We start from the raw sequence: 13,862 nt of genomic DNA on the forward strand, positions 1-13,862 counted from the left end.
ATCAATAGTTTAGCATAGCTCTAGTTCGATTTCAATGACGGGTTATGAAAGTGTTGATAAATCGCCTCTGCTAGCTTTGGTGGCATACCCGCTTCATGTAATTGTAACTCACTTGCCTCACGTATTTTTTTCACCGAGCCAAAATGTTTCATCAATTGTTGCTTACGCTTTGGCCCGACACCATCAATTTCATCTAGTACAGATTGAATTGCATTTGTTTGGCGTTGCTGACGTAAAAACGTAATCGCAAATCGGTGTACCTCATCTTGAATGCGCTGCAATAAATAAAATCCGTCACTAGTACGCTTTAATGGTACGACTTCAGGTGGGTTACCAAATAATAGCTGTGACGTATTATGCTTGTCGTCCTTTGCAAGACCAGCAATTGGAATTATGAGACCCAGCTCGTCTTCAATCACTTCACGTGCCACTTCCATTTGCCCTTTCCCACCATCGATTACGATTAAATCTGGTAACGGCAAATTTTCACGAAGTACGCGCGTATAGCGACGGCGTACGACCTCTGCCATCGCCCCATAATCATCATGCTTTGCGGCTTCACGCGTTTTGTATTTACGGTATTCTTTTTTAGCCGGCTTCCCATCTATAAAAACAACCAGCGCTGACACGGGATCCGCTCCGTGCATATGGCTATTATCAAACGCTTCAATTCGTAAAGGAATCGAAATATTCATCGCTTCTGCCAATGCTTCACAGGCACCAATTGTTCGCTCTTCTTGACGTTCAATTAGCTGGAATTTTTCTTGAATGGCTATGCCTGCATTTTTCATTGCTAAATCAACGAGCTCTTTTTTCGAACCTCGTTTCGGAATGATTACCTTTGTATTTAAAAGCTTTTGCAAAATCGATTCGTCAATTGTATGAGGGACAAAAATTTCTTTCGGCAAAAGATGATTCGAAGGCTCATAAAAACGTCCAACAAAGGTTAGGAACTCCTCTTCTGGCTCATTGTAAATCGGAAAAACCGATACATCTCGCTCAATTAGCTTCCCTTGGCGCACAAAAAACACTTGCACACACATCCAGCCTTTTTCAACGGCATAGCCAAATACATCGCGATTGGTTAAATCGTCCGACACCATTTTTTGCTTTTGCATAATACTCTCAATATGGGTGATCAAGTCACGAAATTCCTTCGCTCGCTCAAACTCTAAATTTTCCGCCGCCTCAAGCATTTTTTGCTGGAGTTCCTCTTTAATTTCATCGACCCCGCCATTTAAAAACTTGGTAATCGCTTCAATCATTTCATCATATATTTGTTTCTCGATATCCTTTACACACGGTGCTAAGCATTGTCCTAAATGATAATACAGACAAACTTGATTGGGCATATGTGTACACTTTCGAAGAGGATACAAGCGGTCTAATAGCTTTTTTGTTTCATTCGCTGCATAAGCATTTGGGTAAGGGCCAAAATATTTTGCCTTATCCTTTTTGATTTTACGCGTTGTAATGAGTCGTGGATGACGTTCGTTTGTAATTTTGATATATGGGTATGTCTTATCATCAGTTAGTTTAATATTATATTTTGGATCATGAAGCTTAATAAGATTAAGCTCTAAAATGAGTGCCTCTAAATTACTGGACGTAACAATATATTCAAAGTCCTCAATTTCACTTACTAGGCGCGCTGTTTTTCCATCATGACTGCCTGTAAAGTACGAGCGCACACGGTTTTTTAGTATCTTTGCCTTGCCCACGTAAATGATTGTGCCTTGGCGGTCCTTCATTAGATAGCAGCCGGGTTCAGCCGGTAAAATTTCTAATTTTGCTTTAATGATTGCATTCATATTCTCACCTATACACTGTGTCGTTACTATCTAGTGTACCCGATTCAAAGGCAAGAAAAAAGCCGTACACCCTTAAAGGCATACGACTTCGTTACGGAACTTATTTATTGTCGTTAATGAAATCGATTAACGCTTCTTTTGGCATGAAGCCAGCTGTTTTTGCTTTTAATTGGCCATCTACAAATAATAATAATGATGGGATTGACATGATTTGATACTCAGCAGCAGTACCTTGGTTGTTATCTACATCTACTTTTACGATTTTTACGTCGTTACCGATTTCTGCATCTAATTCTTCAAGAACTGGAGCGATCATTTTACATGGACCACACCATGCTGCCCAAAAGTCTACTAAAACTACACCATTTGAAATTTCTTGTGCGAAAGTTTGATCTGTACCGTGTACAATTGCCATTTTAAAATAGCCTCCTTAATTCCAATATGCTTGTAGTATAGCATGATTTGGTAATGAGAAAATAATAAAATGCTCGCGGAAATTGGATTTCATGGCAAATCACCGGAAGCTGTGACAAGCTTTAGCACTCCTTCATACAAATAAACTAAGAACAAACCCACTACTTTTCTTCTATCAAAAAGTAGAGTAAGCTATAGACTAAATACATAACTGGAGGGAATTACAGTGATTACAATTAATAAAGAACGGGTACTTCAAATCGCGACGGACTTATTACAGCAACATAGTCCTACTGGCTATTGCCATGAAATTATGAATACGATTGAAGCATTTGTTCATCAAACAGGCTATTCATTTGAACGCACATTAAAGGGCGGAGGAATTATTACGATTCCAGGGGCCAATGAAGGGAAGGTAATCGGACTATCTGCGCACGTGGATACACTCGGTGCTATGGTACGTTCGATTACTGGTCATGGCACACTAAAATTCACACTTCTTGGTGGTCCGCTCGTTCCAACTTGGGATGGCGAATATGTATTTGTTCGTACTAGAGACGGCAGAACATATAGCGGTACAATCCTAAGCACAAGTCCATCAGTACATGTCTTTGAAGATAGTAAATCCAAAAAACGTGAACCTCAGTTTATGGAAGTGCGTCTCGATGAACGCGTAAAAACAAAGGACGATGTGTTAAAGCTTGGCATCGGCGTTGGAGACTTTATTTTTATTGACCCGAAAACGACTGTAACAGAAAGTGGCTTTTTGAAATCTCGTTTCATTGATGACAAAGGCAGTGTGGCATGCTTATTAGCGCTACTTGAAATTATGAAGCAAGAAGCCATCGTGCCAGCGTATCCCGTGAAAATTGTCATTTCTAACTATGAAGAGGTTGGTCATGGTTCATCGTATATTCCTGCTGATATTACGGAATATATTTCTGTTGATATGGGCTGTATCGGTGATGATTTAAGCTGTACAGAATACGATGTTTCGATTTGTGCTAAGGATTCAAGTGGTCCGTATGATTACGAAATGACTTCAACATTTATTGAATTGGCACAAGAAAATAACTTGCAATACGCGGTTGATATTTATCCAATGTATGGTTCCGATACAAGCGCTGCATTGCGTGGTGGTAATAATATTAAAGGTGCCTTAATTGGACCGGGTGTTCATGCTTCACACGGCATGGAACGCACGCATTACGAGGCATTGGAAAACACGATGAAATTAATCTATCTTTACATTACAAAAAAATAATAACACTTCTGGATCAAAAAACAGCTTCCACAATTCATTTGAGGAAGCTGTTACTTTTTATGCGTTTACTTTTAAAGCTTTGAATTCTTCGATTAACATTGGCACAACTTCGAATAAGTCGCCTACGATACCATAGTCCGCTACTTTGAAGATATTCGCCTCTGGGTCTTTGTTAATCGCTACGATTACTTTAGAATTCGACATACCTGCTAAGTGCTGGATTGCTCCAGAAATACCAGCAGCGATGTAAAGATCAGGTGTTACAACTTTACCCGTTTGACCGATTTGTAATGAGTAATCACAGTATTCCGCGTCACATGCACCACGAGAAGCACCAACTGCACCACCTAGTAAGTTTGCAAGCTCTTTTAATGGCTCAAAGCCTTCCTCTGATTTTACACCACGACCTCCTGCAACCACTACTTTTGCTTCAGATAAGTCTACACCTTCAGTTGATTTACGAACAACTTCTTTAATGATTGTACGTAAGTTTGTAATATCTACATTCACTGCAGATACATCACCTGAGCGACCTGCATTTTTTTCTAACGGTGCGATATTGTTTGGACGAATTGTGGCAAAAATTACACCGTCCTTGATTTTTACTTTTTCAAACGCTTTACCAGAATAAATCGGACGGATGAATACTGTGTCATCACCAGCGCCTTCAATTTCTGTTACGTCTGAAACTAAACCAGATTGTAAGCGAGACGCGATTTTTGGTGATAAGTCTTTTCCTAATGACGTATGACCAAACACGATTGCTTCTGGTTTTTCTTGCTCAATAACAGCTAAAATGGCTTGGCTGTAGCCATCAGATGTGTAATTTTTTAAGTGTGGATGCTCCACTGTAACGACACGGCTTGCCCCATATGCGATTAGCTCGTTTGCTAGACCTGCTACGGCATCCCCCACTAATAATCCTACTACTTCACCGCCATCAGCGATTTTTGAACCTGCTGCAATTGCTTCGAATGAAACGTTACGTAAGTTCCCTTCACGAACCTCACCTAACACTAAAACTTTCTTTGACATGAATATCCCTCCATTACCATCTTCGTAAAACTTCGATTAATTTCGTTTTCAATGATTCAATTATGAATTGACATAATTGGTTAAGAAGTTAGACAACTTTTGCTTCGTTGTGTAATAGGCTTACTAATTCTTTTACCTGATCAGAAAGGTCTCCTGATAATACGCGACCCGCTGCTTTTTGTGGTGGTAAATAAATTTCTACTGTTTCTACTTTTACTTCAACATCATCTTCATCGATATCTAAATCATCTAGCTCAAGTTCTGCAAGCGGCTTTTTCTTTGCCTTCATAATCCCTGGTAAAGATGGGTAGCGAGGCTCATTCAACCCTTGTTGAGCTGTTACTAATAATGGTAAAGAAGTTTCTAATACTTCAGAGTCCCCTTCGATATCACGAACAATTTTCACGTTCGTGCCATCGATTTCTAATGAAGTAATTGTTGTTACATAGTTAATGCCTAGTAGGTCTGCTAAACGAGGTCCCACTTGACCTGAACCACCATCGATTGCCACGTTACCCGCTAAAATTAAATCTGCTTCTTTGTCTTTTAAATATTCCGCTAAAATATAAGCTGCTGAATATTGATCTAATTCATCTAAATCGTCTTCTGTATTAATTAACACGGCTTCATCTGCGCCCATCGCTAAAGCTGTACGTAATTGCTTTTCAGCATCTTCGCCACCAATTGTGACAACCGTTACTTTACCGCCTAATGCATCACGCTTTTGAATAGCTTCTTCAATTGCATACTCATCGTATGGGTTAATGATGAACTCAGCACCATCTTCTTGAATTTTACCGCCTGTAACGACGATTTTTTCTTCCGTGTCAAAAGTACGTTTTACTAATACATAAATATTCATAATCTAGACCTCCTAAAAGCTTTTTAATTTAATCCGTATGAACGGTTTATTTACCTGTAAATACTGGCTCACGTTTATCGATAAATGCTTGAATGCCTTCTTTTGCATCAGCTGATACAAATACTTCACCAAAGCTATTTGCCTCTGCTGCCACCCCATCGTAAAATGAAGCTGTTTTTGAATATTGCAGCATTTGAATGGCTGTTTTTAATGCGATTGGTGACTTTTTGGCAATTTTTTTTGCAATCACAAGTGTTTCTGGTAATAAGTCTTCATCGGAGAATGCACGGTTTGCTAATCCCCAATTGACTGCTTCTGTACCTGAAATTGGTTCACTTGTAAACATCATTTCCGCCGCTTTAGCTACCCCAACATAACGTGGTAAACGCTGTGTACCTGCAAAGCCAGGAATAATGCCTAATGAAAGCTCTGGTAAGCCAAGCTTCGCATTTTCAGTGACGAATCGCATATGACAGCCCATCGCAAGCTCCAATCCTCCACCTAATGCCGCACCATGAATCGCCGCGATCACCGGTTTTGAAAAGTTTTCGAGTCGTTCGAATACGTCCTGACCATTTTTCGCTAATCCAGCGAATTCCTCACCTGACTGTACGCTTGTAAATTCTTTAATGTCAGCACCTGCAGAGAAAAATCGCCCTTCTCCATGAATAACTACTACGCGTACTGCTTCATCCTGTTCTACAGCGTCCAGTAATGCATTAACATCTTGGATTAAGCCTTGTGAAAGCGCATTCGCTGGCGGTCTAGAAATTGTCGCAATGGCTACGTGATCTTCTACTTTCCAACTTAGAAACTCCATTTCCCCACATCCCCTTCTATGCTTTCAATGCGTTAAATAATAATTGCTGAATTTTTGGAGCTTGTTCCATTAAGTCATAGCGATAATCATTCATTACCCATGTTGTCGTAATTTCGTCAATGGTACCGAATACCATTTGACGCGCAATACGAACATCCATCGTTTGATTAAACTCTCCATTTAGCATGCCTTCGATTAGAATTTGATCTAGTAAAATTAAATACTCTTTAAGTATCGCATTAATTTTCAAGCGTAGTTCTTTATTCGACTGCCTTAACTCTAATTGCGTTACTGTTGCTAAATGGCGATCACTCGATAATACATGGAAATGGTTTTCAATCATTTTGCTTAACTTTTCTGAAGACGTTTCTCCACTTTTTATTATAACCTGTAAATTCTCTACGAAAATACCCATTTTTTCCTGAAACACAGAAATTAATATATCTTCTTTGTTTTTAAAATATAAATAGATCGTTCCATCAGCTACACCAGCCTGTTTTGCAATTTTAGATACCTGTGCTTGATGATAGCCATTCTCCGCGATTGCAATGACTGCAGCATCTACTATTTGCATATACTTGGGTTTATTTCGTTTCAAGTTGCTCACCACCAAAAAAATATGAAAACATGAATGACTATTCATTCATGTTTTCATATTAGTATTTGTTCAACTTTCTGTCAATAGTTTGCACTCGATTAATTTGCTTCTTGTTCTAGCATTTTTTGTTTTTCTTCTTCTACTAATGTACGGCGTAAAATTTTCCCTACAGCTGTTTTTGGTAATTCTGTACGGAATTCATAATAGCGCGGGACTTTGTATGCTGCTAAATTTTTACGGCAAAATTCATTTAATTCTTTATCCGTCACAGTTTTGCCCTCTTTAAGAACGATATAAGCTTTGACCGTTTCCCCACGGTAAGGGTCAGGAATTCCTGCCACAACACATTCCTGAATGGCCTCATGCTCATATAGGACTTCCTCTACTTCACGTGGATAAATATTGAAGCCACCAGCGATAATCATATCTTTTTTACGGTCTACTACATAGAAATAGCCTTTTTCATCCATATAGCCTAAGTCACCCGTTAAGAACCAGCCATCATTAAACGTCATCGCCGTATCTTCTGGGCGATTCCAGTAGCCTTTCATTACTTGTGGCCCTTTAACTGCAATCTCGCCTACTTCACCTGGAGGTAATACCTCTGTTTCACCAGAACGAAGCACGGCAGCCTCTGTATTTGGCCAAGGTAAGCCGATCGAACCGTTAATGCGATTTTCCCAAATTGGATTTGCATGTGTTACTGGCGATGTTTCAGTTAATCCATAGCCTTCCACTAAACGACCACCTGTTAATGCTTCAAACTTTTCTTGCACTTCCAGCGGTAATGGCGCAGAACCGCTCAAACATGCCTTGATGGAAGAAAGATCATATTTCGATAAATCCGGGTGATTTAATAGTCCGATATACATGGTCGGTGCCCCGGGGAATAAAGTTGGCTTTTGTTTATCAATTGTTTTTAATGCCTGCTCTACATCAAACTTTGGTAGCAACACCATTTTCCCTTGTTGCATGATTGAAAGCACAAGAACGGTCGTCATACCATATACGTGGAAGAATGGTAAAATTCCTAAAATGATTTCTTGACCTTTTTCGCATTTATACATCCATGCATCACACATCATCGTATTCGCGATTAAGTTTTTATGCGTTAGCATGACACCTTTTGGAAAGCCTGTTGTTCCTCCTGTATATTGTAGCAATGCTAAATCATTTTCAAAATCAAAATCTACAGTAAATTCCGTTGCCGTTGCTGACTTCATAATTTCTGTGAACAAATGATTCATACCACTATGCTCTACTTTTACACTGAAGCCGTATTGTTTTTTCTGAATAAATGGATAGACCAAATTTTTCGGGAACGGTAAATAATCTTTAATGCCTGTCACAATCACGTTTTCAATATTCGTTTCATTAATAATTTTCATTGTACGTGGATATAAAATATCCATCACTAAAATCACTTTTGCGCCAGAATCAGCCATCTGATATTGCAACTCACGCTCGGTGTACAATGGATTTGTTTGAACAACAATCCCTCCAGCGTATAAAACACCATAATAAGCAATTACGGATTGCGGACAGTTCGGTAGCATAATTGCGACACGGTCACCCTTCTCCACCCCTAGAGAACGTAAATAATTCGCAAATTTTAATGCCGATTGATACAACTCTTTGTACGTCAGCTCCCTCCCCATGAAGTGAATCGCTACTTTTTCTGGTACCTCATTAAAGGCGTCTGTCAAAAATTGGTGTACCGGTATTTGAGGTAAATCAATCATGTGCGGGACTTCCTTAGGATAACTCGAGAGCCATACTTTTTCTGTCATAAAACTTCTCCCCTTTTCTAAAAGCTTTATTTGTTTCCAATAGTATAATTAAAAAAGGAAATTCTTTCAAACTATTCAATTTATTTTTTACATTATTTTCTCGTTATTTCAATAATATGCTCGTTTAATATTATGATTTTCATAATAATCTCATACATTAAAAACGAATAATTACGTGCAAATTTTTGAAATATACTTTTGTAGAAAAGTAAAAATTTTTATTAATTCAAAATGAGTATTTTCTAATACAAAAATTGGTGATTAGATGTATTTTTCTACTAAAATTCGTTCTGCTACGCTACGGGGGACGCTTTTCTGGGGGCGTGGCTCCAACTAAATCCTATGTGCCTCATACGGCGGCACATAGGATTGGATTTTCCGCACACGCTTAATCCCCTAGAAGTCGCCCCCTCCACTCCGCGTCACTATGTTTTAAAGCATCGATTTAATTTTGTTGCCAAGGTTTTAAAAAATATTGGCGAATCAAAAGTCATAATTTTAATAAGGTCACCTTTAGCCTAAAAGAAGTTTTCCATTAACACATTCATAGTAGGTAATTTTATTCAAAGAGCTAAATTTTGAACAAAGTTACCCTATTGAAGCAGTGCCATATTTTATTCAGCAAATATGCGGTCATGCCGTAGCCCGCCAATATGAATGCACACTGTACTTAATCCATTTATTGTTGGTAAATTTGCTCAATGTGAGATAATAAAAACAATTAATGATAATTACTTACATTTAGAAAGGGGTATCGTTATGCAATTATCTATTTATACAAAAAATCCGCATGCAAAAGCAATTTCTCATTTACTAGCAAAAAATCCAGCAACTGTTTATGAGCGCCATGTAAAAGGTCATGCGGTTCGATTTGTTTATCATCAAATGACAGATGACGAATTATACGCGTCCATATTTGTTACGCCGGATTCACTAGCACTTGTGAAAGACAATGAAGCGTTTGATATCACCCACTATATTAATGACCGCGAATTTGCTGTAAGTACTATTTTCTTATCACTTATTCGCTCAGCTTTAGGCACAGCGCTTAACGGCAAGCCTAAGGACGATTATTTAACCTATGCAAACATGGCGTTTCCATTTACGTTTGAGTTCGGTCCAATTTCTTCGAGCTTAACAGATGAGGAAATTCGTAACTTATGGGAACCATTGGGCTATGAAGTAACGATTGATGCCATGACATCTGCTAAACGCGCTCGCTTTTTGACGCTCACAAACAGCATTACATTACAAAAAGCATTACAGCAACTATTCATTTTAATTCCTGTCATGGATGACTATAAGCATTATTTTATTGACGAAGCCGAGCGTGAACGACTACAAAAGTATGGTGAGGGCTGGCTAGAAGCTCATCCAATGCGTGATTTCATTTTTAAAAAAGCATTGCGCTTTAAGCAATTGTTCATGACAAAAAACAATGAGCAAAAAGCTGTAAAGCCATCGTTAAATACGCAGCGCTATGAAGCAATTGCACATACGGTTGCCGCTTTAAATCCTAAAACGGTCATCGATATGGGGGCTGGAGAAGGAAAATTATCGATGCTACTTGCGCAAATGAACACTCTAACCAAGCTGTATAGTGTAGATCCTAGCAATCAGGCACTTGCTAAAATGCAGAAGCGCTTTGCAGATACGCATTTTGCTTCAGCCCCTATTATTAAGTGGGGCTCCCTCTACTATGAGGATAAAGAGTTTACAGGGGTAGACGTCTTTATTTTATGCGAGGTGATTGAGCATCTTGAGGAGGAAAGATTACCTCAAATTATGCAGCTAATTACACAAACATATGCACCAAAGCATGTCATTATTACGACGCCAAACGCGGAATACAACGCTGTATATGAGCTGGAGGAAATGCGCCATGATGACCATCGCTTTGAATGGACACGTCAGCAGTTTGAAACGTGGTGCAAAGAGATAGCACCCCACTATGACTGCCAATTCAAAGGAATCGGTGATCTGCATGCGCAATACGGTACGCCTACTCAAATGTGTATCATGACAAGGAGAGATTCCCATGCAATTTAAACTTCTAGACGGAGCCATCGTACTTTTAATCGGGCCTTCTAATAGCGGAAAAACAACATTACTGCAATCATTGGTGGCTTCTGGTCAGCTGCTTGAAAGTGAAATTATAAGCTCAGATTACTTTCGTCAGCTTGTTGCGGATGTAGATTATATCGATTTTTCAGCTGTAGCAAAGGAAAACGAGGACATTGTTTATGAGGCGTATCAACGCATTTCAGAGCAAGCATTTAATGCGCTCCATACAATAGTAGAGGCGCGTGCTACATTAAATAAAGTATCGTTTATTGATGCAACCAACTTACGCAGCTTTGAACGCGCTAAATATTTTGAAATCGCTAAGCGTCATCATGTGCCAGTTCAAGCACTTATTTTAACTACACCAAAAGATCAGCTACTCGCTCGTGACAGTCTGCGTGAAAATTCACGAGGACATAAACGCGTGCTGCAGCAATTAAATACGTTGAAATATGAGCTAAAAACAATTAAAAAGGAGCCGTTCGCTAACATTATTACGGTGCAAGATGAAGAAGTTGAAATAATTCGAAAGCCAAATGAGCTTACTTTAGAAATCGAAAATGGCTTTGATATTATTGGGGATATTCATGGCTGCTACGATGAAATGCTTATGCTAGTGAAGGAGCTTGGCTATGAGCAGCAGAACGATGTATACGTTCATCCAGCTGGCCGTCGTTTAATTTCTGTCGGGGACATTATGAGTCGTGGTCCGAAATCGATTGAAACAATGCAATTTTGGTTAAAGCAAATCGATGCGGGACTAAGCTATATGACCGACAGCAACCACGGATGGAAAATTGCACGCTGGTTAGGTGGACAAACTCTTGCCCTTAATCACGGGGATGAGCTTATAGAGCAAGAGTTTGCGGAGTATACAAAGGTCCATGGCATAGAGGCTGCGGAAGAGCTAAAGGGACGTTTGGCGAGCATGCTTTTAAAGGCACCCTCACATTATATTTTAACGAAAGATACGATTACAAAAGCTGTTGTTACACATGCGGGAATCAAGGACCATTACATCGGCAAGCAATCGAAAGGTATTTCTGATTTTTGTCGTTATGGAGATATTCAACAAACGGATCGCTCAAGTAAGCCAGTACGTGGGGATTGGTTCACTCAGCATAAAACGAGCGAACTCATTATTTGGGGACATGATGTTAAAGTGCAACCGTTTAAAGCAAACCGTACCATTAATATTGACCAAGGTGCTGTATTTGGTGGCAAGCTTACTGCATTCCAATATCCTGAGCAAACATTTGTCTCTGTAAAAGCATCCGAAAACTATGCAGGCACAATAGACAACCCTATTATAGAGACTAAAAATAAACGCTTTCGTCCACCAAATGTGACGCAATTTAGTAATGGCTTTACGGTTCATACAAGCAAGGATGAGCAAATAACCATCCCTAAAGAAAATGCATTAGCAGCGATGGATACTTTTTCACACTATACATTACCTTTAGAGCAGGTGATTTATATCCCACCGACGATGAGTCCAACGCCGCAGACATCGGCATTAGCAGATTACTTAGAGCATCCTATAGAGGCATTTCATTACTATAAGAAAAATGGGATTACAAAAATGATTGCCGAGAAAAAGCATATGGGTAGCCGCGCTGTTATTTTTATTGCAAAAAATAAAGAGGTCGCAAGGGAGCTCATTAATAGTGACAGCCTAGGCTATATTACCACACGTACAGGCCGGGCCTTCTTTGAGCAAGAGCAGCAGCAACGAATGGTGGCAAAAATCCACGCCGAGCTTCTAGCTAAAAATTATTTCGAGCAATTTAACACAACCTTCGTCTTAATGGACGCCGAAATATTACCTTGGAATTTAAAGGCGCATCGCTTAATCGATCAACAATATGAAACCGTCGCCGAAAATGCAGTAATGGATCGCCAAAAGTTAATCGAAAAGCTTAAAATTACCGAGCATGTAGACGTCACAAGCTGGCTAGAGGAATATACACATAAATATAAAAATGCAGTACGCTTTGATGCAGTCTTTAAAAACTATTGCTGGCCAACGAATGAGCTAGTTGGTATTCAAATTGCACCATTCCATATTCTTGCACATAGCTCTTCAACAAACTTCCATCAGCCTCATAGCTGGCATATGCAAATGAATGCGCTTTTAGCTGAAAATAGCTCGCTATTTATAGCTACAGAATATCGTTTAATCGAAAGTGAGCAAGATGAACAGGAGATCATTAATTGGTGGCAGAACATGACGGAGAATGGACATGAGGGTATTGTGATTAAGCCATTCGATTTCCTAGCTCACCATAAAGGGAAATTATTACAACCCGCTATTAAAGTACGTGGTCGCGAATATTTACGTATCATCTATGGTATGGATTATACGGATGAAACCATTATGAAAAGGCTTAAACAGCGTAATCCTTCTCGCAAAATGAAGAACGCTTTACTCGAGTTTAAATTAGGCTTAGAAGGTATTTCACGCTTTGTAGGTTTAGAAAGTAGTACACGTGTTCACGAATGCGCACTTGCTACATTAGCATTAGAAAGTGATCCAATCGATCCACGTTTATAAATCGATTGGAATCAACCAAAAACCCCCTGCGAAATTCACAGGGGGTTCATAAAATATTCTGTCATTCAACACCGAGAAGCAAACAAACGAATACCCCGTTTGTTTGCTTCTTCTTTTAGATTGTTGCCATATAATAAATGCCAACTGCTAAAAACAGCACACATACGACAATTAAAATTTTAGATAACGTTTCCATCGAATGTCTCCTTACGATATGCTTGCACCAATGACAAATGATAATCCTAATGAAATTGTAAATGAAATAAACCCGACCGAACGATTGTCTGCAGCAAGTTCTTCATCGACATTGAATTTTGGTGTTAAAAATTCAAACAATAAATAAGCAAAGATCAATAAAATAAATCCGTACAGTCCCCAACCAATCATCTCTACAAACGATGTATGTTGCTGGATGGAATATCTAAAAATATTGCAGATGCCGACAATCTTACCACCTGTAGCCAATGCCACCGCAACATTTCCATTTTTGATTTCTTCCCAGTTTTTATATTTCGTCACGATTTCAAAGATAATCATTGCCACGAATAAACATAAAACGACGACGCTAAAATAGCCGGCCGTTTCAACGAGAGGATGACGCCAAAAGCTTGAAGCTAGCAATCCATTGCACCCCCTTAACAAATTTTGTA

At 39.2% G+C, this 13,862-nt stretch carries 11 protein-coding genes; 3 read left to right on the forward strand and 8 right to left on the reverse strand.

Going from position 1 to position 13,862, the window contains the following annotated elements; genetic code table 11:
* Nucleotides 1–20: 20 nt before the first annotated feature.
* Both uvrC and trxA read right to left on the reverse strand, forming a co-directional pair.
* Entirely contained in the window at nucleotides 21–1,811 is a 1,791-nt protein-coding gene (gene uvrC / locus MKX47_RS13790; RefSeq protein WP_340775200.1) for an excinuclease ABC subunit UvrC, read from the reverse strand.
* 100 nt (nucleotides 1,812–1,911) lie between these two features.
* Complete coding sequence (trxA, locus tag MKX47_RS13795; protein ID WP_340775202.1) at nucleotides 1,912–2,226, reverse strand: thioredoxin; 315 nt, start codon at nucleotides 2,224–2,226, stop codon at nucleotides 1,912–1,914.
* A gap of 219 nt (nucleotides 2,227–2,445) precedes the next feature.
* Here trxA and MKX47_RS13800 point away from each other — a divergent pair, with 219 nt between their 5' ends.
* The gene (locus tag MKX47_RS13800; RefSeq protein ID WP_445683615.1) at nucleotides 2,446–3,489 is read left to right on the forward strand and encodes a M42 family metallopeptidase; all 1,044 of its coding nucleotides are present in this window, start codon (nucleotides 2,446–2,448) and stop codon (nucleotides 3,487–3,489) included.
* Nucleotides 3,490–3,546: 57 nt separating this feature from the next.
* Here the strand turns inward: MKX47_RS13800 and MKX47_RS13805 are convergent, their stop codons facing one another.
* The 5 genes from MKX47_RS13805 to MKX47_RS13825 all read right to left on the reverse strand — a co-directional run bounded on the left by MKX47_RS13805 (nucleotide 3,547) and on the right by MKX47_RS13825 (nucleotide 8,594).
* Entirely contained in the window at nucleotides 3,547–4,524 is a 978-nt protein-coding gene (locus tag MKX47_RS13805; RefSeq protein WP_340775206.1) for an electron transfer flavoprotein subunit alpha/FixB family protein, read from the reverse strand.
* 88 nt (nucleotides 4,525–4,612) lie between these two features.
* Nucleotides 4,613–5,386, reverse strand: coding sequence for an electron transfer flavoprotein subunit beta/FixA family protein (locus MKX47_RS13810; RefSeq protein ID WP_340775208.1), 774 nt, complete (start codon nucleotides 5,384–5,386; stop codon nucleotides 4,613–4,615).
* A gap of 46 nt (nucleotides 5,387–5,432) precedes the next feature.
* The gene (locus tag MKX47_RS13815; RefSeq protein ID WP_340775209.1) at nucleotides 5,433–6,206 is read right to left on the reverse strand and encodes an enoyl-CoA hydratase; all 774 of its coding nucleotides are present in this window, start codon (nucleotides 6,204–6,206) and stop codon (nucleotides 5,433–5,435) included.
* A 16-nt stretch (nucleotides 6,207–6,222) separates the two neighbouring features.
* Nucleotides 6,223–6,804 (reverse strand): TetR/AcrR family transcriptional regulator, encoded by a 582-nt coding sequence (locus tag MKX47_RS13820; RefSeq protein WP_340775211.1) that lies wholly within the window; start codon nucleotides 6,802–6,804, stop codon nucleotides 6,223–6,225.
* A gap of 98 nt (nucleotides 6,805–6,902) precedes the next feature.
* On the reverse strand, nucleotides 6,903–8,594 hold the full coding sequence (locus tag MKX47_RS13825) for a long-chain-fatty-acid--CoA ligase (protein ID WP_340775213.1): 1,692 nt from the start codon (nucleotides 8,592–8,594) through the stop codon (nucleotides 6,903–6,905).
* A 759-nt stretch (nucleotides 8,595–9,353) separates the two neighbouring features.
* On the opposite strand from MKX47_RS13825, the gene MKX47_RS13830 reads away from it, so the two are divergent.
* Nucleotides 9,354–10,643, forward strand: coding sequence for a methyltransferase domain-containing protein (locus MKX47_RS13830; protein WP_340775216.1), 1,290 nt, complete (start codon nucleotides 9,354–9,356; stop codon nucleotides 10,641–10,643).
* Nucleotides 10,633–13,212, forward strand: a complete 2,580-nt coding sequence (locus tag MKX47_RS13835) for an AAA family ATPase (protein ID WP_340775218.1) — start codon at nucleotides 10,633–10,635, stop codon at nucleotides 13,210–13,212. The genes MKX47_RS13830 and MKX47_RS13835 overlap by 11 nt, the downstream gene beginning before the upstream one ends.
* Before the next feature lie 207 nt (nucleotides 13,213–13,419).
* Here the strand turns inward: MKX47_RS13835 and MKX47_RS13840 are convergent, their stop codons facing one another.
* The gene (locus MKX47_RS13840) at nucleotides 13,420–13,833 is read right to left on the reverse strand and encodes a DUF350 domain-containing protein (RefSeq protein WP_340775219.1); all 414 of its coding nucleotides are present in this window, start codon (nucleotides 13,831–13,833) and stop codon (nucleotides 13,420–13,422) included.
* Nucleotides 13,834–13,862: the final 29 nt, after the last annotated feature.

The sequence above is a fragment of the Solibacillus sp. FSL R7-0668 genome (genome assembly GCF_038006205.1).
In the GTDB taxonomy this organism is placed as follows: domain Bacteria; phylum Bacillota; class Bacilli; order Bacillales_A; family Planococcaceae; genus Solibacillus.